Genomic DNA, 18,398 nt, shown 5'->3' on the forward strand with positions numbered 1-18,398 from the left:
GCCACTACGAACCAGGGGACCTCCACAAGATTTTTCGTCCTGGCACCGAATCTGATCGCGGCAGAGACGATGGACGGCAAATTGGCGGAATCGACGATTTGCCGCAATCTCCGCTGCCACGAGCTGCGCGAAATTGGCCGCAGAAGCGCAGATTTCGATACCTTGTGGCCAAACCGTAAGGGGAGAAGGACTCGGTGGCGGAGAGGGAGGGATTCGAACCCTCGGTACCGGTTACCCAGTACGCCAGATTAGCAATCTGGTGCCTTCGACCACTCGGCCACCTCTCCGCTTGAGAAATCAATAACTTACGCGTTTGTCGCCGGGATTCCAGCCCCGCGATATCCAATTATTGTCCTTGTTCGATTCGCATTTCCGACCAGGCCCATCGAGATGCTCTTTTCTTAAGAACCTTCAGTCTCGCTTCCGCCCAGGCTATTTCGCCTTGCGCACTAGCAGCCCGCGCGCCGTGACAGTCAGTGACCATGCAAGCATCCTCCACCTGATCGCAATGGACTTCTGAAGGTCCCAAGCTTGCGCCGTCTACTGTATAGGTGATGAGACTTATCGGAGACGCGTGGGTTTGCGGTAGTTTAGCCGAATCCGCGTGATCCACTGTTCAAAGAGAGACCAGATGGCGCAATTCAAGAAAATTCTCTGCCCGGTTGACTTCGACGAGAGCTCGCTTCTGGCGCTTCGACTCGCCGCCGAACTGGCGCAGGAGCGCAAAGCAAATCTCTATCTGCTTCATGTAGTGGCGATACCTCCCGGACCCGAGGTGGCGCTACCGTTCGGCAAGATGGAGGCCGCCGCGCGCACCAGGCTCGAGCGGCTGGCGCGCCAAAAAGTAAAGGGTAAAGCCCGCTACGAAATCGAAGTCATGATGGGCGATCCGGGCGTCGAGGTTCTGCAAGCAGCGAAACGATTGGGCGCCGATCTGATCGTGATGGCAACCCATGGCCGGAAGGGACTCCGTCGTCTCGTTCTCGGAAGCGTGGCCGAATATGTCGTCCGAGAAGCGCCGTGCCCGGTGCTCACGGTCAAACCGAAAGGGCCAGCGCCGAAATCAGCGCCGAGCCGCCCAGCGAAAAAGCAGCAGGCTTGAGGGGAGACTCCCGTCTAGAGCCCGGTCCCGTTGGCGAAGCGCCGGGTGAATTTTGCTAGCGGCAGAGAGAGCGAGGACGGAAAAGAGGCAGTAAAATAGAATAGCTATTAGCTAATCTTAATAGCTATAAACTTTTTCGATACGTCAAATAGCTAATCCATTAGCTATTTCGGGCGGCGCGATTTGCGCATCGCACGGCGCGCGCGGCGGCGATGCTTCCGCGCGAGCAGGAAATCGTCGTAGATGAGCTTGCGGATCGCAAAGCCGGGGGTGGGGAATCGCACCGACGAATCTGTGGGCGAGCGCCGGTAGCGGAAAACCTGCACGCCGTTCCACCATGTCGGCGAGTGATTGCGCCCAGTGCGCAGATCGAGGATCAGTTCGAAGCCGGGGATCGCGCGCGCGATCAGATTGTTCGCGCTGCGAGCCTCGCGCTTGTTGGTGTCGTCGATGATGACGAGCGCGTCGTCGGCGAGATGCGGCAGCGCGAGCGCGACGCCCTCGTACTGATCGCGAAACGAATGGCCGCCGTCGTAGAAGTACGCGCCGATGCGGGCTGGACGCCACGGCGCGGCGCGCATGAAATCGTGGAAGTCCATGTCGCAGAAGGTGACTTGGCCGGGCGCGGTGTGCGCGTCGAGGGTGCGGCGGAGCGCTTCCGCGGCGCCGTCGAACTGCGAGAAATTGTCGCAGGCAAAGATGCGCGCGCGCGGATTGCCGGTCGCGGCGCCGACGATGCTTGCGCCTTGGTAGCATCCGACTTCGACGTAAACTTCGTCGTCGGCGAGCGCGGCGACGGCGCAGTTGAGGAGCTTGAGCTTGTTCTCGGTCGCCATCCCGGGGATTCGGCTGAGGAGCGATTCGAGCGAGCGGTCGGCGGGATGGAGCGAGCGCGCGAGGCGGGAAGGATCGGAGAACTCAGGCCATTCGCGGCGGCATCGCGCGATGAAGGCGTCGAATTTCATTTCAGGCATCGAGGCAAGCACCGCAGCGGGATTGGTGGTGGTGGGCAGGGACAGAATCGAACTGTCGACACAAGGATTTTCAGTCCTTTGCTCTACCGACTGAGCTACCTGCCCACCGCGGCGGCTTGCTGACGGCGCACGATTGTTGCGCGGCGCAAATCGATCGTGCGGAACCATCATTCGTACAGATGATCGAAGCCGCTTGCAACGGATTGCGGGGCGTCAGCGCATCAGGGTGGCGACCCGGGATTCGACGAAATCGATCACCGTCGCTTCGAGATTGGCGTGGTCGAGGCGATCGATCTCTTGGACGCCGGTCGGGCTCGTCACGTTCACCTCGGTCAGGTAATCGCCGATGATGTCGAGGCCGACGAAGTACAGCCCGTCGCGTTCGAGGCGCGGCTTGAGCATCCGGCAGATCGCGCGATCGCGCTCGGTCACCGGCGCCTTCACGCAGGTGCCGCCGACGTGGATATTGCCGCGATGCTCGTCTTCGCGCGGCACGCGCAGCATGCATCCGAGCGGCTCGCCGTTGAGCACGATGAGGCGCTTGTCGCCGTTGCGGATTTCCGGGATGTAGCGCTGCGCCATGATCGGCTGCGTTTCGTATTGCGTGACCGATTCGAGAATCGCGCCGAGGTTGCGGTCCTTTTGGCCGACGAGGAACACGCCCGCGCCGCCGTGTCCGTCGAGCGGCTTGACGATCATCTCGCCGCCTTGCTCGCTCAGGAACTTTTTCAGAATCGGCACTTCGTAGGTGACGAGCGTCGGCGGAATCGCGTCGGGGAAATTTAGTGCGTAGAGTTTTTCGTTCGCCTCGCGGAGACCGGAGGGCTTGTTCAAGACAAAGGTGCGGCGGATGTCGGCGAGGCTGAGCAGCATCGTGGCGTACAGATACGGCGCGTCGGCGGGCGGATCCTTGCGCATGAAAACCGCGTCGAAATGCTCGAGCGGATAATCGCCGCCGTCGTCGAGGAAACGAAAATGCGGATTCGCGCGCGTCACTTCGCATCGGCGGGCGTGTGCGAACGCCTGCGGTCCGCGCGCGTACAAATCGCGCAGCCCGAGAAAATAAATCTGATGGCCGCGGCCGAGCGCCTCGAGCATGAAGACGAAAGTGGTGTCCTTGTCGACCAGGACTTTTTCCAGCGGATCCATCACGAACGCGAATTTGTACGCCACTGCTCGATGCCTCCTGTGTTCAGCGCGCCGCGAGATCGATCGCATTCGCCGCGATACTCAGCGCCGCGATCGCGGCGGTCTCGCTGCGGAGCCGATTCGACCCGAGTCCTGCCGCAACGAATCCGGCCGCGTGCGCCGCCGCGCGCTCGCCGGGATCGAAATCGCCTTCCGGCCCAGTCGCGATCAGTATCGCACGCGGCGCGAGGCGACGAATCACCTCGCCGAGCGGCTCGCATCCGCGCTCGCAAATTATCGCGAGGGTGTCTGCTGGCACGCTGCGAATCAAGTCGGCGAACGCGATCGGCGTGCGGACTTCCATCGGACGCGGCGTGAGACTCTGCTTGGCCGCAGCGAGCGCCAGCCGGCGCCATCGGGCGAGCCGCTCGACGCCGGGCGATTTCACGAGTCCGTGCGCGCAGACGGTGGGCCATAGCTCGCTCGCGCCGAGTTCGGCGGCCTTCTCGACGACGAGGTCCATCCGCGGACCCTTGATAATCGCGGCGGCGAGGATCAAGCGGGTCGCGAGCGGCGACCTCGACGCCGTGATGCGGACGAACGCCTGCGAGCGATCGTAGCGATCGATTACGCCCAAGTGCTCGCGTCCGTCGCGATCGAGCAGCGCGACTTCGTCGCCGGCGTGAAGGCGCATCACGTCGCGCATGTGATGCAGTTCCGCGCCTTCGACGATCGCCACGTCGCGCGCGTCGGGCGGCGAGAGAATCGAAAAACGCGGCGGCAAACTATCCATTTTGCGGCTGCGCCTCTCCGTCACTGCGGCTTCGCCATCACCAGCGTCGTCCATCCGCGATGCGTCTTGCGGCTGACGCATCGGAGCGGGCGATAGTGAGTTAGCAATGCGCCGGTTTCATCGGCGAGGAAGCCGCCGAGGACGAGGCGGCCGTTCGGCGCGAGGATGCGCTTCAGATGAGGCGCGAGTTCGATCAGCGTGTGGCTCAGGATGTTGGCGACGATCAGATCGAAGCGGCGCCTGATCGAAGTGACGGGAATCGAGGAAAAGCGAATCGACTTTTCGACGTTGTTGAGGCGCGCGTTCACGACGGCATTTTCGATGGCGATCGGGTCGATATCAATCGCGACGATATCGCGGATGCCGGTCAGCGCCATCGCGATCGCGAGCACGCCCGAACCGGTTCCCGCGTCGAGCACCGAATTCGGCTTGCGCGACGCCGCGATGTTTTCGAGCGCGCGCAGCGCGCCGGCGGTGGTCGGATGATGGCCGGTACCGAAGGCCTGGGCTGGCTCGATCACGATCGTCACGCGCGAGGGTTGGCTCTCGCGATGCCACGGCGGCGCGATCAGGAATCGGCGTCCGACGCGGAACGGTCCGAAGCGCTTCATCCACATCGTGGACCAGCCGGGATCGACGATTCGCCGCGGCGCTTCGATGCGCGAGTCGGGGGCGAGCATTCCGGCGCCGGCCAGCATGATTTGCAAGCGCGACAGTTCGCGCGGCGTGATTCGATCGAACCAGGCCTCGAGCGCGACGGTTTTAGGCGCTCGCGCGTGCGGCTTCGCCATCCCCGCGAGGCTGCATCCGAGCGCGCCGCTCGCGACGAGCATCCCGGCGGCTTCGTCGGCGAGATTCGCCGGCGTGTGGAAGGTGACTTTCGAGTACGATTGTTTGGGTGATGGCGGCATTTTTGTCGTCGTGACGACTTTGGCATCAGAGAGGGCGCGTTTCGAGACGGGCGCTTCGTGAGAGTTTGCCGGGGCTTGGTTGTGCACGAGTTCGGGTCGTTCTGCACCCTCACCCGCGCCGTTCGCATCCACAGGCTGAAGCCTGTGCCACAGTACAATCCCGCCAAAAGCGGGCGAGGTATTTTGGACGGCGGCGCTGAGAATTGAGCGCTGTTGAGAATTGAGTGAGGTGGGTTTGCGCGTGGCGCGACTGACCGCGTAAGCTTGGTGCATTATTTACGCTCGATGTGCAGATGGTGGCGAGGCGGGCTGTGCTTAACATCGCCCATCGCGGGGCCAGCGGTACCTTTCCTGAAAATACGCTAGGCAGTCTTCGCGCCGCGATCGACGCGGGCGCCGACATGTGCGAACTCGACGTTCAGCTTACGCGCGATCGCAAGGTGGTGGTGATTCACGACGACACGGTCGAGCGGACGACGGAGGGGCGGGGCGCGGTTGCGGCGATGACGCTCGATGAATTGCAGCGGCTCGATGCGGGCGCGCGATTCCAGGAAGGAGCGCATCGCGGCGAGCGCATCCCGACGCTCGACGAAGTGTTCGACGTGACGGCTGGCCGATGCGGCCTCAATATCGAGCTGAAGGCGGGCGGCGTCGAGGCGCAGGTCGCACAAATAATGAACGCGCGCAACGCCTTCGCGGACAGTATCGTGTCGAGCTTCGAGTGGGATTCACTGAAAAACATTCAACAGATCAATTTCAAAATTCGAATCGGGCTGCTCGCGGAGGAAAAGCCGGTCGAGCTGATTGCGGCGGCGATCGCGATGCGCGCGTACGCGATCAATCCGCGCTGGGACATGGTCAACGCCGATTTGTGCGAGGCGGCGCATACGCGCGGGCTGAAGGTGTTCACCTGGACCGTCGATTCGGACTCGCGGATGCGCGCGCTGATTGCATCCGGCGTTGACGGTATCATGACGAACTATCCGGAGCGGTTGCGGCAGGTGCTCGGCGGCTGATGGGACGTTTCGGCGACGACAAAATCGAAGAAGTCCGCACTCGCGCGGATATCGTGGAGATTGTCGGCGCGCACGTGCGGCTCCGTCGGGCGGGGCGCAATTTCGTCGGGCTCTGTCCTTTCCACAATGAAAAGACACCGTCGTTTTCGGTCAATGCCGAGCGCGGATTTTTTCATTGCTTCGGCTGCGGCGCGGGCGGCAGCGTTTTTAATTTCATCATGCGGGTCGAGGGCCTGAATTTTCCCGAGGCGGTCAGGTCGTTCGCGAAAAAATACGGAGTCGCGCTGCCGGAGCGCGATGAAGCGGGGCCTAAGTCGGGCGAGCGCGAGACGATGCGCCAGGCCAATCAGGTCGCGGCGGATTTTTACGCGCACGTGCTGTGGAACACGACGCATGGGGCGCTCGCACGCGATTATCTGAAGTCGCGCGGGATCGCTTCCGAAACGGCGCGCGCTTTCATGATTGGATTTGCGCCGGGCCGTCCCGCCGAACTCGCTAAAGCGCTGGAGAAGCGGGGGCTTCGCGACGCGGGCCTCAAGACCGGCCTGCTGAAGCGCGATGCGTCGGACGTGTACGACATGTTTCGCGCGCGCGTGATGTTCCCGATTCGCGACGCGCAGGGGCAAACGATCGCGTTCGGCGGACGCGTGCTCGACGCGCGGATGCCTAAGTACATCAACTCGCCCGAGTCGCCGCTCTACTCGAAGACGCGCACGCTTTACGGACTCTGCGAAGCGCGCCAGGCGATCTCGTCGAGCGCATCGACGTCGACGTCCGTCGGCAAGGATCGCGCAATTCTGGTCGAGGGCTACTTCGACGTGATCGCGCTCTGGCAAGCGGGCTTCAAGGAGGCAGTCGCGGGCTGCGGCACGGCGCTGACGGTCGAGCAACTGCGGGTGCTGAGCCGCTACACGAAAAATGTGATCGCGTGTTTCGACGGCGATACGGCTGGACGCAAGGCCTCGATGCGCGCGCTCGAGATTTTTCTGCAGGCTGGATTGCTGGGCCGCGGCATCTTCATTCCGCCCGGCTACGATCCCGACACGTTCGTTCGCGAACGCGGCGCGGAAGCGTTTGCTGAACTGGCCGACAACGCGGGATTGCTGATCGATTACTTTTTGAGCGAGCAGGCGGAAGAGGCGCGCGGCTCGATCGATGCGCGCGCGCGAGCGGCGGCGCGAATCGCCGAGACGCTGAAACTGGTCCACGATCCATTTCAATTCGATCTGCTAGCGCGGAAAGCCGCCGACCTGGTCGGTATCGGCGAGGAGGTGTTGCGCAAGCAATCGCGAGAAACCGTATCTCGCGCGGGACGGCCGCGTTCGGCGCAGATGCCGGCCGAGCGGATCGCCGCCTCCTCGGGCGACGCGGGCGCGAAAGCTGAAATCGGGCTGGTCGCGCTGGCGTTGCTGCGGCCAGAACTGCGCACGGAAATCGCGGCGTCGAACGTAGCGGCAATTTTCGAGAATGAGCGCCTCGCATCCGTGCTTGCCGATCTGTGCGGCACTGACGAGACGCATACCGCGCTCGAGCAATGGATTGCGGATCGATTGACGCCCGAGGATCAGAGCAGGCTGAGCGCGCTTGCGGTCGGCCCGCTCACTGACGACGTCGAAGAGGATTCGAACGACCTCGAGAAAGCGCGTGCGCTGGCCAAGGATTACATCACGGCGCTCGAACGGCGGCATAACCTGCGCGAAGTCGATTCGCTGCGCCGCAGCGCGGTCGAGAAAGCTCGTCATCATTCCGATCCCGATGAAGCCGCGGCGGCGGCGCAAGCGGTGATCACGCTTCGGCGACAGCGGCGCGGCGCATGATTGTGATCGAAAGCACAAACCTCGATTGGCGCAAACAACTTGAACGCGCGCCCGCATTTCAGCCCTTAATTCCGCGCGGCGAAATTGCTAAGATCATAAAGATAGATGCGCTTTGACGGGCCCATAGCTCAGCCAGGTTTAGAGCTGCCGGCTCATAACCGGCTGGTCCCAGGTTCAAATCCTGGTGGGCCCATCTTAATACCAGCGCGACAAAACCGCGCCGCTCAAACATGAAAATAAAAACCTTGAACGCGATGCGCACAACACAGTGGAGGTCGAATTGCGTGAAGAGATAAACCGGCTGATGGAACTGCAGACCATCGACCGGCAATTGAAGGAACTCGAAGAATCGCTGTCGTCGATTGCAGGGCAGGTGGTTCTGCTTCGCGAACAGTTGGAGGGCAACCAGCAAGAGCTTGACCGGCTGACCGAACAGGACGCCGAGATAATCGCATCGCGAAAAAAGGCCGAGCGCGAGCTGGCCGAAGGCGAAGTTCGAATCCGCAACAAGCGGATGCGGCTGACGCTGATTCGCAACGAAAAGGAACTGCAGGCGCTGTCGCATGAAATCGAAACGCTGAAGGACACCAATCAGCGAATCGAAGCGGAACTGCTGGCGACACTCGAAGGCGCCGACGAGCGGACCGCGAAAATCAAGGAGCTGACCCAGGCGATCGCCAAGGGACGCGCCGAACTCGCCAAGGCCGAAAAAGAAATCGCGGCGGAAGTCGAACAACTGAAGGCGTCGATCGAGAAGCACAATCGATCGCGCGAGCAAGTCGCCGCCGCGGTCGAACCGAATCTGCTCTCGCGCTACAAGATGATCTTCAACCGCCGCGCGGGCGTTGCAGTCGCGCTGGCCAAGGGCGGGACTTGCCAGGGATGCCGGATGCGTCTGCCGCCGCAGCTATACAACGAGATCCAGAAGCATCTGCAGATTCACTTTTGCCCGAACTGCCAGCGCGTCCTGTACTACGAGGGCTGACGTTCTCCGCTTCCCCTGGGGCTAGGGGCGCATCGGCGATCTCGATCTCGGGCGCGATGATGTCGGGCAATCGCGCGTCGTCGTGCTACAGTCGAGGCGCCGGAGTGAGTCGGGCGGTCGCTTCCTTAAATGGAAGAGGAAAGTCCGGGCTCCATAGGGCAGGGTGGCCGTTAACGGCGGCGCGGAGCGATCCGCGGAAAGTGGCACAGAAAATACACCGCCCGCGAGGGTAAGGGTGAAATGGCGGGGTAAGAGCCCACCGGCGCGCGAGTAATCGCGCGCGCATGCTAAACCCCACCCGGAGCAAGACCAAATAGGAGGGTGAGCGGCCCGCTCTTGAGCCCTCGGGTATGGTCGCATGAGCCGGCGAGCAATCGCCGGCCTTAGAGGAATGATCGCTGCCCGCAAGGGTACAGAACCCGGCTTACAGACTCACTCCGGCTTCTTTCAGGGGCTGTTCGCGGACTGGAATCGAGCACGATCCGGCTTCGCGGCCGCAATGGACGATTGGTGGTTGCGACATTGCGGGACTGTTCGCGGATGGCATCGCGCGCCATTCGGCATCGCGCCCGCAATTGGCGCTTGGTGATTGCGATCGTAATGCAATCGCGCAGGTTCGTGTCATTTCGAGCGCAGCGAGAAATCCCGAATCCGGGTTCCCTCGTCGCAAGGCTCACTCGGGATGACACGAACGTCCTCCGTCGAACAATTCAAATACGTCTAGCGGCTCAACATCGCCAGGTGGATTTCACCGCCCTGCAATCTGGTCGCTGCGCTCTGGCTCTCAATCTCAGTGGCGCGGGGCGTGATGCGTCGCCGCGGCGCGCGCGCGTGCGCGCAGTTTCGCCGCAGCATGCTCGAGCGGTTTCAGAATCGCGGTGCCCGAGGTCATAAACTCTGCGATTCGCGACAACGCCGCCAGATCGCCCACGCCCGTCTCGATTTCCGGCGCGATCGCGAGCGTGATTCCAGCCGGCAGATCGCGCGCAAAGCTCGCGACGCGCTCGATCTCGTCGAGCGTGCGACGCCGATAATTCTCGAAATAGTCGATCAGGCGGAAGACGCCGCCGCGCTTAACGACTCCGTCACGAACGTTCGATCGCAACTCCGCAACCTCTGCCAGATGGCCCAGCGGATCGCCGCTCGAATTCGCGACCGCCGACCAGGTGCGCTCGTCGAGGAAGCGATTGATCACGATCGCCGACAGCGTGAGCTTCTCAGCGCGCATCTCGGCGATCAGCTCGCGCGCCTGGCGCAATCGATCCGCCTCGGCCGTCGTCACCAGCACGAATCGCACGACTGGCGAATGCAGCAACGCTTCGGTCTTGCGCAAACGATCGACGATGCCGTCGATGCTGTCGGCCATCGCGGCAAAAAAATCCGTAATGGTCGAGAGCACCGTGCTGCCCGCGAATCGCTCGAGCTCGCGGACCACGAACCGCGCGGCCTCGCTGGCGAGGCGAATCGCGATGCGCGATGCCGACAGCGACGGCGTGAAAAGCCATCGCGCGGTGCGCGAATCGAGCAGCCGGATCATCCGCGCCGGGGTCTGCAGAAATTCGAAAGCGTGCGAAGCGGGCGGCGTATCGACGATCTCTAGTTCGAAGGCCGCGGTCTGATGCAGATCGTAGAGCTGTTGCAGCGCCGCGAATGCCTCCGATCCCGCAAATTCCGCCGTCAGGCTTTGGTAGAACGGATTTTCGAGAATCCTGGCCAGCCGCGCCGGGTCCGTGACGAAGCGCTCGACGATCGCGTCCCACGCGCCCTTCACGTCGAGCATCATCGCCGATAGCTGGAGCGTATTGCTGAGGCCCGCGGCGCGCAGTTGCCGTTCGCCGATTCGAGTCGGATGCCCGCCGAGGCGCGCAAGACCCAAGGCGTCGCGGAGCCGCCGCGACGGATCGACGGTGATCAGCGCGGTGCTCAGATTGGCCGACGCGCCCGCAATTCCGAGCGCCGCCGCGACCGTCGTCTTACCGACGCCGCCGGTGCCGAGCAGTATCGGGATCGATCCCCTGGTGAGCAGGTCTTTCAAATGCGGCTCCGAACGATCGTGCACGATAGCAGGAGCCGCGCCGCGAAGTCTTGCGCCAACGGTTGTCGCGACCGGCTGATACAAATTGCATCTCGATCGGACGTATCGATTAGACGATGCTGCGCCGAGGGCATAGGATTTTCGCGCGGGGAAATCAGGATGGAATGGATTGCTGCATTGATTGCCGGAGTGGCGATTGGAGCGCTGATCGGATGGCTCTTTGCGCGCGCAAACGCCGCCGGCGCGATCGCAACGGCGGTGCAGGAACGCGCCCAGCGCGAAGAACTTGCTAAGGCTCTCACCGAACTGCGCGACAAATTGGCGATAGCGCAGTCAGAAAAAGTCACAGCAGACACAGAGCTCAAAAACGCAAAAGAGAGAATTGAGCAGGAACGCGCGCTGCTCGATGACGCAGAAAAGAGACTGACCGATACGTTCAAGTCACTTGCGGCCGATGCGCTGCGTACCACATCGGACGATTTTATCAAGCGCGCGGACGAGAAATTCCGCGCCGAGCGCGAAACGGCGGGGAAGGATTTCGAAGCGCGGCAAAAGTCGATCGATGAACTCGTGAAGCCGGCACGTGAGTCGCTGACCAAGCTCGACGGCGAACTGCGCAGAATCGAGAAGGACCGGAGCGAATCGCAGGGGAATATCAAGTCTCAGCTTGAATCGCTCGGCGCACAGACGGGCAGGTTGGTGGACGCTCTCAAGACGCCTGTGGTCCGAGGCCGGTGGGGCGAAGTTCAGCTTCGCAACGTGGCGGAGATCGCCGGTATGACCGATCATTGCGACTTCTTTGAGCAGGAAAGCGTCACGACAGATGACGGGCGGCTGCGCCCCGATATGGTTGTGCGCCTGCCCGGTGGAAAGATTGTGGTGGTCGATTCGAAGGTACCGCTCAAAGCTTACCTGGAAGCACTGGAGGTGGCGGACGACGAGGCACGCAGGGTTAAGCTCAAGGAGCACGCTGCGCAGATCCGCAAGCACGTTGACCAGCTTAGCTCGAAATCGTACCAGGAGGCGCTGAAGCCGACGCCGGAATTCGTCGTTCTGTTCCTGCCGGGCGAGATGTTCTTCAGCGCCGCGCTGCAACAGGATCCTGCGTTAATCGAGGACGCTGCCTTGAAGAAGGTCGTGCTCGCCTCGCCGACGACCCTGATCGCCGTACTTAAGGCGGTGGCCTACGGATGGCGTCAGGAACAGCTCGCGGAGAACGCGCAACGCATCGCCGAGCTTGGCAAAGATTTGTATGAACGCGTGAGCACCATGGCAGAACACATCGAAGATATTGGTGGCGATCTCAACAAAGCTGTCGGCTCGTACAACAAGGCCGTCGGTTCACTGGAACGAATGGTTCTTCCCGCGGCGCGCCGGTTCAAGGAACTCGGCGTTGGCGGCAATAAGGATATACCTGAACTGAATCCGGTCGATAACGTCCCGCGCCAGTTGACCTTGACAGCGCTGCCGGAGACCGAGCGCCACGACGACTAGGCGTGCGCCTAGCGTCTATTCGGTTTCCTGGTCCGACGGCGGTGGCGGTTTTAGCTGACTGCGCTCATTGCCGGCGACGATCCATCGCTCGACTTCGGCGCGTTCGCGTTTCAGAAACGATCCGATCGCGTTGCGCAATCCCGGATGCGCGATGTAATGCGTGCTGCGCGTGAGCGCCGGATCGAAACCGCGGAGCCATTTGTATTCGCCGCCGGCGCCCGGCTCGTAGCGCTGAATGCCGCGCGCGATCGCGTGCTCGATTCCCGCGTAGTAGCACACGTTGAAGTGAAGAAATCTGACGTCGCGGAAGCATCCCCAGTAGCGCCCGTACATCACGTTCGCCTTCGCGAGATTCACCGCGCCTGCGATCAGTTCGCGGCCGTCGTACGCGCCGATGAACACCATGTTGCGTTTGAAGCGCTCGCGGATGATGCCGAAAAATTTCTCGGTGAGATACTGCCGCCCCCAGTAGAGCTTTTCGATTGTCGAGCAGTAGATCGCGTACATCTGCGCGAAAGTGCGATCGGGAATTTCCTCGCCCGCGAGCACGCGAATCTCGACGCCCTGCTCGATCATCGCGTTGCGCTCGTGACGCACCGCGGTGCGGCGCTTGTGCTTCAGCCGGTTCAGGTAATCGTCGAAGGTCGCGAAGTTCGTGTTGTGCCAGTGATATTGGTAGCCGAGCCGCTCCATGAATCCGATCGGTTCGAGCGCCGCCGATTCGTCCGGCTCGCAAAAATTGATATGCACCGACGAGAGCTTGTTGTCCTCGCAGATCGACGCGAGCGCGAGCCCGATCAATTTCACCAGGCCGGCGCGGTCGCTGCCCGGCGCAGTCAGAAATCGCCGGCCAGTATGCGGCGTGAACGGCACGCCGACCATCATTTTCGGGAAGTAGCGAATGCCCGATCGATCGGCGGCGTCGGCCCAGCCGTGATCGAACACGAACTCGCCCATGCTGTGCGTCTTCAAATAGAGCGGGCAGGCTGCGACGATGCGCTTCTTCGGCCCTTCGCGGACGACCAGATGATAGGGCGCCCAGCCGGTTTTGCGCGTCGCCGAGCCGGATTGCTCCATCGCGTTCAGCCAGTCCCATTCGACGAACGGCGAATCGTCGGGCGCGAGCAGGCCGTCCCACGCGTCGCGCGGAATTTTGTCGATGCCCTCGACGATGCCCGCTTCGACGCGCGGCGCGGAATCATTCATTTAGTGTTGGTCCCTCGGTTCGATCGCTCATCGAAATCATACACGACGATTCAGATTAACAAGGTCGGCGTCGCGCAGAAATACGGACTCGCGCAACGCCGCAAAAATTTGCCACAATACTCACCTCAACTCCGCGGATTTGCTATTCTGTTGAGGCGGGGGGAGCGTGCCCTCGAATGATGAGATGATCGATTACCTATTGAAGAACATCATCAGTGCTCGCAGCACCGACGGCGATGGCGACGATGCGGGCGGCCGCTCCGGCAATGGCGACATTGTTACCGAGCGCAAGACGCGGACCAAATCCAAAACCGCCAAGCCGCCGTTGTACAAGGTGATCCTGCTCAACGACGACTACACGCCGATGGAATTCGTGGTCGAAATTTTGAAGGCGGTTTTTCACAAACAACACGCCGAGGCTACCCGGATCATGCTGCACGTGCATCAGAACGGGATGGGAATCGCGGGCGTCTACCCGTACGAAGTCGCGGAAACCAAAGTGCATACGGTGGAGGAACTCGCGCGCGAGGCGCTGTATCCGCTGAAGTGCGTGATGGAAAAGGAGTAGAGGCCGGCCGGCCGATCTTGGATGGCTTCATCGAACAACAACATTATGATTAGCCGCGAACTACAGGTCACGCTTCAGCTTGCGATGACCGAGGCCGTCAATCGCCGTCACGAATTCGTCTGCCTCGAGCATCTGCTGTTCGCGATGCTGCACGACGTGACGAGCACCACGATTCTGAAAAACTGCGGCGCCGATCTCGACGCGTTGCGGCGCAAGCTCGGGCATTACCTTGACGACCAGGTCGAGCGGATGCCCAAGGGCGAGGAAATCTCGCCGCGTTATGCGGTCGGCGTGCAGCGCGCGTTGCAGCGCGCCGCGCTGCACGTGCAATCGGCGGGCCGCCAGGAAATCACCGGCGGCAACGTGCTGGTCGCGATGTTCCACGAGACTGAATCGCCCGCGATTTTTTTCCTGCAAGAGCAGGGCGTCACGCGCTTCGACGTGATCAACTATCTCTCGCACGGCGTATCGAAGCTCCCCGCCGAAGAACCCGAAGACAAGGACGACGAATCGAGCGAGCACGACGAGCACGAAAGCAGCCACGATCACGACGGCGGCGACGAAGAGGGCGAGCGAAAAATGTCTCCGTCGAAGGCGCTCAACACTTACGCGATCAATCTCGCCACGCGCGCCGCCGAAGGCAAAATCGATCCGCTGGTCGGGCGCAAGAAGGAACTCGAGCGCGCCGTGCACGTGCTGCTCCGCCGGCGCAAGAACAATCCGGTGTTCGTCGGCGAAGCCGGCGTCGGCAAGACGGCGCTCGCGGAAGGACTCGCGCTCGCGATTCACAACGGCGACGTGCCCGACGCGCTGAAAGGCGTCGAGATCTACGCGCTCGACATGGGCGCGCTGCTCGCGGGCACGCGCTTTCGCGGCGACTTCGAGCAACGCCTGAAGGCCGTGATCAAGGCGGTGCTTGGCAACAGCAAGCGAATCCTCTTCATCGACGAGATTCACACGATCGTCGGCGCCGGCGCCGCGTCGGGCGGCACCATGGACGCCTCGAATCTGCTGAAACCGGCGCTCGCGTCGGGCGACTTGCGATGTATCGGATCGACGACCTACCAGGAGTACAAGCGCTCGTTCGACAAGGACAAGGCGCTCGCGCGGCGCTTCCAGCGGATCGACGTGGTCGAGCCGACGCAGGACGAGGCGGTGCAAATCCTCGCGGGAATCAAGTCGTACTACGAAAAGCATCACAACGTCCGCTACACCAGTTCGTCGATCAAGGCGGCGGTCGAACTTTCCGCGCGCTATGTGAACGATCGCTTCCTGCCGGACAAGGCAATCGACGTGATGGACGAGGCGGGCGTCGCGGGGCATCTCCGCAGCGCCGGCAGCACAGAGCCGGTGACCGTCGGCACTCGCGACATGGAACGCACGGTCGCACGGATGGCGAAAATTCCGGAGCGCACGGTGTCCGCGACCGATCGCGGCCGCCTGCAGACGCTCGACGAAGACATGAAGCTCGCCGTGTTCGGCCAGGACGAGGCGATCAACTCGGTCGCTCGCGCGATCAAGCTCGCGCGCTCGGGGCTGTCGCATCCGGACAAGCCGGTCGGCGCATTCCTGTTCGCCGGTCCCACCGGCGTCGGCAAAACCGAAGTCGCGAAGCAACTCGCCAAAGTGATGGGCGTCGAGTTCATCCGCTTCGACATGAGCGAGTACATGGAGCGGCACACGGTGTCGCGGCTGATCGGCGCGCCGCCGGGCTACGTCGGCTTCGATCAGGGCGGGCTCTTGACCGACGCGATCAACAAGACGCCGCACTGCGTCCTGCTGCTCGACGAGATCGAAAAAGCGCATCCCGACCTGTTCAACATCCTGCTGCAAGTGATGGATCACGCGACGCTCACCGACAACAACGGGCGCAAGGCGGACTTCCGCAACGTGATCCTCGTGATGACGACCAATGCGGGCGCGCAGGAATTGTCGCGCGCGATGATCGGATTCCACGGCGGCCTCGGGCAGGGCAATCCGAAGAGCGTGATCGAGCGGATGTTCGCGCCGGAATTCCGCAACCGGCTGTCGGCGACGATCGATTTCGCGGCGCTCAGTCCGCCCGTGATGGTGCGCGTGGTCGATAAGTTCCTCGCCGAGTTGCAGGAGCGCCTCGACAAGCAGAAGGTCACGCTGAACGTCACCGCCGAGGCGAAAAAATGGCTCGCGGAGCACGGTCACGATCCGCGCTTCGGCGCGCGTCCGCTCGGGCGCCTGATCGAAAACGAGATCTCGCGCGTGCTCGCGGACGAGGTGCTGTTCGGCAAGCTGACCAAGGGCGGCAAGGCTAACGTCGATCTCGACGGAGACAAGTTGAGCTTCGCGTACGAGCCGAACCCGTCGCGGCAACCCGCGTCAGTCGCGTAGAGGGGAGATCGAAACCGCAGATTACGCTGATTACGCCGATTAAGATCGGCGCGACTCTGCAGCGGACGACGGCCTTACTGTTCCGTCATCCCGAGCGAAGGCTGCCGGAGAGGTGGATCTCGATCGAGCAGCGCGACAGTTCGCCCCGCCTGAGCGATCCCACCCAAAGAGCGCTTCAGAAAAGTTTGTCATTCAGAGCGCAGCGAAGAATCCCGGATCTTATTCCTTGACTAGTGTTCACCCGACGACTGCACCCTCACCGCCTCGTCGCTCAGGCGCCTCGGCCGCCTCTCCCGCAACGGAGCGGGCGAGGCATTCGAAGGCAGCCTCCGGGATGATGGAGGAGGACTGCGGAATCTGCGGTTAGTTTTTTTTACAGCGGCTTTTGCAGCACGGTCGGATGCACCCATTCGGGGCCGCCAGTCTCAGGGTGATCGATATTGTAGTGCAGGCCGCGCGATTCATGCCGGCTCATCGCGGAGCGCACGATCAACTCGGCCACCTTGGCGAGGTTGCGCAACTCGATCGTGTCCGCATCGAGCAGATGGTCCCAGTAGTAGCTGTGGATTTCTTCCTTCACCAATTCGATTCTGCGTAGCGCGCGTTCGAGCCGCCGATCGCTGCGCACGATTCCGACGTAGTTCCACATCAGGCGCCGAATCTCGTCCCAGCTTTGCGTGATCATCACGCGTTCTTCGCTGCGAATCGCGCGCCCGGGATCCCACTCCGGAAATTCCGGCGGCGCGCCCGCGCCCGACGCGACCAGTTCCCGCGCCGAGGCACATCCGCGGCGCCCCATCACCGCCGCTTCGAGCAGTGAGTTCGACGCGAGGCGATTCGCGCCGTGCAGTCCGGTCATCGCGACTTCGCCCGCCGCATACAGGCGCGGGATCGTGGTGCGGCCGTCGAGATCGGTCGCGACGCCGCCGCACATATAATGAGCCGCCGGCACTACCGGGATTGGGCCCTGGGTCAGATCATAGCCAAAGCTCAAGCATCGCTTGAAGATATTCGGGAAGCGGCGCTTGATGAAATCCGCGTCGCGATGACTCAAATCGAGGTGCACGTACTCGAGTCCGTGGCGCTTCATCTCGGCGTCGATTGCGCGCGCGACGACGTCCCTTGGCGCCAGTTCCGCGTCGGGATGATAGCGCTTCATGAACGGGGCGCCGTCGGGCAGTTTCAGGATCGCGCCCTCGCCGCGCAGCGCCTCTGAGATCAGGAATGACTTTGCCGCCGGATGAAACAGGCAGGTTGGATGGAACTGGTAGAACTCCAGATTCGCGACCGCCGCGCCCGCGCGGTATGCCATCGCGACGCCGTCGCCCGACGCGATATCCGGGTTGGTGGTGTAAAGATAGACTTTGCCGGCGCCGCCGGTCGCGAGCATCGTGGCGCGCGAAATCACCTTGCGAATCTCATGCGTATCGTGATCGAGCGCATACACGCCCCAGCAGGCGCCCGGCTTGCCCGCCGCCGGCGTCTCGACCAGCAGATTCACCGCGACGTGATTCTCGAGCGTGCGGATATTCGGGATGCGCGCCGCGGCCTCGGTCAGCGCGCGCATGATCTCGCGCCCGGTTAGATCCTGCGCATGCAGCACGCGGCGATGACTATGCCCGCCCTCCTGTCCGAGGTCGTATTCGACTTCGGTGTCGTCGGTAGCAGCAGTCTCGACCCTGGTGAAGCGCGTGCCGAGCCGAATCAGCTCGCGAATAGTCTCCGGCCCTTCGCGCACGATGGTCTCGACCGCGGCGCGATCGCAAAGACCCGCGCCGGCGCGCAGCGTGTCCTCGACGTGCGACTCGAAGGAATCATCGACGCTCCACACGCTCGCGATACCGCCTTGCGCATACGCGGTGTTGGCTTCCGAACTGCCCGCCTTGGTCAGCACCGTGACGGTGCCGAATTCCGCCGCCTTGATCGCGAAAGTGAGGCCCGCGATTCCGCCGCCGATTACCAGGAAGTCGCTGAACAGTTGCGGATTTTGTTTCGCCATCAA

14 protein-coding genes, 3 tRNA genes and 1 other RNA gene are annotated in these 18,398 nt (G+C 62.4%); 9 read left to right on the top strand and 9 right to left on the bottom strand.

The window, feature by feature from the left end:
• Nucleotides 1–195 precede the first annotated feature (195 nt).
• Nucleotides 196–287 (bottom strand) — tRNA-Ser (locus tag Q7S58_RS09895).
• Nucleotides 288–631: 344 nt separating this feature from the next.
• Here Q7S58_RS09895 and Q7S58_RS09900 point away from each other — a divergent pair.
• On the top strand, nt 632–1,102 hold the full coding sequence (locus Q7S58_RS09900; protein WP_304824328.1) for a universal stress protein: 471 nt from the start codon (nt 632–634) through the stop codon (nt 1,100–1,102).
• A 164-nt stretch (nt 1,103–1,266) separates the two neighbouring features.
• Here Q7S58_RS09900 and Q7S58_RS09905 read toward each other — a convergent pair whose 3' ends face one another.
• From Q7S58_RS09905 to Q7S58_RS09925, 5 genes are all read right to left on the bottom strand, one after another.
• Nucleotides 1,267–2,076: a class I SAM-dependent methyltransferase gene (locus tag Q7S58_RS09905; protein WP_304824331.1), complete on the bottom strand. Its 810-nt coding sequence runs from the start codon at nt 2,074–2,076 to the stop codon at nt 1,267–1,269.
• Nucleotides 2,077–2,105: 29 nt separating this feature from the next.
• A tRNA-Phe gene (locus Q7S58_RS09910) sits at nt 2,106–2,181 on the bottom strand.
• Nucleotides 2,182–2,289: 108 nt separating this feature from the next.
• Entirely contained in the window at nt 2,290–3,249 is a 960-nt protein-coding gene (gene gshB, locus Q7S58_RS09915; protein WP_304824333.1) for a glutathione synthase, read from the bottom strand.
• Nucleotides 3,250–3,268: 19 nt separating this feature from the next.
• Nucleotides 3,269–3,997 (bottom strand): 16S rRNA (uracil(1498)-N(3))-methyltransferase, encoded by a 729-nt coding sequence (locus Q7S58_RS09920; RefSeq protein ID WP_304824336.1) that lies wholly within the window; start codon nt 3,995–3,997, stop codon nt 3,269–3,271.
• A 20-nt stretch (nt 3,998–4,017) separates the two neighbouring features.
• Nucleotides 4,018–4,908 (bottom strand): 50S ribosomal protein L11 methyltransferase, encoded by an 891-nt coding sequence (locus tag Q7S58_RS09925; RefSeq protein WP_304824340.1) that lies wholly within the window; start codon nt 4,906–4,908, stop codon nt 4,018–4,020.
• A 311-nt stretch (nt 4,909–5,219) separates the two neighbouring features.
• Between Q7S58_RS09925 and Q7S58_RS09930 the strand changes: the two genes are divergently transcribed.
• The 5 genes from Q7S58_RS09930 (at nt 5,220) to rnpB (ending at nt 9,169) form a co-directional block, all read left to right on the top strand.
• Nucleotides 5,220–5,924, top strand: coding sequence for a glycerophosphodiester phosphodiesterase family protein (locus Q7S58_RS09930; RefSeq protein WP_304824344.1), 705 nt, complete (start codon nt 5,220–5,222; stop codon nt 5,922–5,924).
• Entirely contained in the window at nt 5,924–7,741 is a 1,818-nt protein-coding gene (dnaG, locus tag Q7S58_RS09935) for a DNA primase (protein ID WP_304824347.1), read from the top strand. Before Q7S58_RS09930 ends, dnaG begins: the two co-directional genes overlap by 1 nt.
• A gap of 117 nt (nt 7,742–7,858) precedes the next feature.
• A tRNA-Ile gene (locus Q7S58_RS09940) sits at nt 7,859–7,934 on the top strand.
• A gap of 87 nt (nt 7,935–8,021) precedes the next feature.
• The gene (locus Q7S58_RS09945) at nt 8,022–8,726 is read left to right on the top strand and encodes a zinc ribbon domain-containing protein (protein WP_304824350.1); all 705 of its coding nucleotides are present in this window, start codon (nt 8,022–8,024) and stop codon (nt 8,724–8,726) included.
• Nucleotides 8,727–8,827: 101 nt separating this feature from the next.
• Nucleotides 8,828–9,169: RNase P RNA component class A (rnpB, locus tag Q7S58_RS09950), an RNA gene on the top strand.
• A 347-nt stretch (nt 9,170–9,516) separates the two neighbouring features.
• Here the strand turns inward: rnpB and Q7S58_RS09955 are convergent.
• Nucleotides 9,517–10,761, bottom strand: coding sequence for an ArsA-related P-loop ATPase (locus tag Q7S58_RS09955; protein ID WP_304824353.1), 1,245 nt, complete (start codon nt 10,759–10,761; stop codon nt 9,517–9,519).
• A gap of 159 nt (nt 10,762–10,920) precedes the next feature.
• Between Q7S58_RS09955 and rmuC the strand changes: the two genes are divergently transcribed.
• On the top strand, nt 10,921–12,255 hold the full coding sequence (rmuC, locus tag Q7S58_RS09960; protein ID WP_304824356.1) for a DNA recombination protein RmuC: 1,335 nt from the start codon (nt 10,921–10,923) through the stop codon (nt 12,253–12,255).
• A gap of 15 nt (nt 12,256–12,270) precedes the next feature.
• Here the strand turns inward: rmuC and Q7S58_RS09965 are convergent, their stop codons facing one another.
• Complete coding sequence (locus Q7S58_RS09965; RefSeq protein ID WP_304824358.1) at nt 12,271–13,461, bottom strand: GNAT family N-acetyltransferase; 1,191 nt, start codon at nt 13,459–13,461, stop codon at nt 12,271–12,273.
• A 184-nt stretch (nt 13,462–13,645) separates the two neighbouring features.
• On the opposite strand from Q7S58_RS09965, the gene clpS reads away from it, so the two are divergent.
• Nucleotides 13,646–14,029 (top strand): ATP-dependent Clp protease adapter ClpS, encoded by a 384-nt coding sequence (gene clpS / locus Q7S58_RS09970; protein ID WP_370655495.1) that lies wholly within the window; start codon nt 13,646–13,648, stop codon nt 14,027–14,029.
• A gap of 45 nt (nt 14,030–14,074) precedes the next feature.
• Nucleotides 14,075–16,396, top strand: a complete 2,322-nt coding sequence (gene clpA, locus Q7S58_RS09975) for an ATP-dependent Clp protease ATP-binding subunit ClpA (RefSeq protein WP_304824364.1) — start codon at nt 14,075–14,077, stop codon at nt 16,394–16,396.
• 373 nt (nt 16,397–16,769) lie between these two features.
• On the opposite strand, the gene nadB is transcribed toward clpA, so the two are convergent.
• A complete protein-coding gene (nadB, locus tag Q7S58_RS09980) occupies nt 16,770–18,395 on the bottom strand; it encodes an L-aspartate oxidase (RefSeq protein ID WP_304824367.1) in 1,626 nt (541 codons plus the stop codon).
• Nucleotides 18,396–18,398: the final 3 nt, after the last annotated feature.

This window comes from Candidatus Binatus sp. (assembly GCF_030646925.1).
GTDB lineage: Bacteria > Desulfobacterota > Binatia > Binatales > Binataceae > Binatus.

Bases quoted from the DNA above. Each gene is read 5' to 3' on its own strand.
- Q7S58_RS09900 (WP_304824328.1), top strand. From the start codon at position 632: ATGGCGCAATTCAAGAAAATTCTCTGCCCGGTTGACTTCGACGAGAGC.
- Q7S58_RS09905 (WP_304824331.1), bottom strand. From the start codon at position 2,076: ATGCCTGAAATGAAATTCGACGCCTTCATCGCGCGATGCCGCCGCGAA.
- Q7S58_RS09920 (WP_304824336.1), bottom strand. From the start codon at position 3,997: ATGGATAGTTTGCCGCCGCGTTTTTCGATTCTCTCGCCGCCCGACGCG.
- Q7S58_RS09925 (WP_304824340.1), bottom strand. From the start codon at position 4,908: ATGCCGCCATCACCCAAACAATCGTACTCGAAAGTCACCTTCCACACG.
- dnaG (WP_304824347.1), top strand. From the start codon at position 5,924: ATGGGACGTTTCGGCGACGACAAAATCGAAGAAGTCCGCACTCGCGCG.
- rmuC (WP_304824356.1), top strand. From the start codon at position 10,921: ATGGAATGGATTGCTGCATTGATTGCCGGAGTGGCGATTGGAGCGCTG.
- Q7S58_RS09965 (WP_304824358.1), bottom strand. From the start codon at position 13,461: ATGAATGATTCCGCGCCGCGCGTCGAAGCGGGCATCGTCGAGGGCATC.
- clpS (WP_370655495.1), top strand. From the start codon at position 13,646: ATGATCGATTACCTATTGAAGAACATCATCAGTGCTCGCAGCACCGAC.
- clpA (WP_304824364.1), top strand. From the start codon at position 14,075: ATGATTAGCCGCGAACTACAGGTCACGCTTCAGCTTGCGATGACCGAG.
- nadB (WP_304824367.1), bottom strand. From the start codon at position 18,395: ATGGCGAAACAAAATCCGCAACTGTTCAGCGACTTCCTGGTAATCGGC.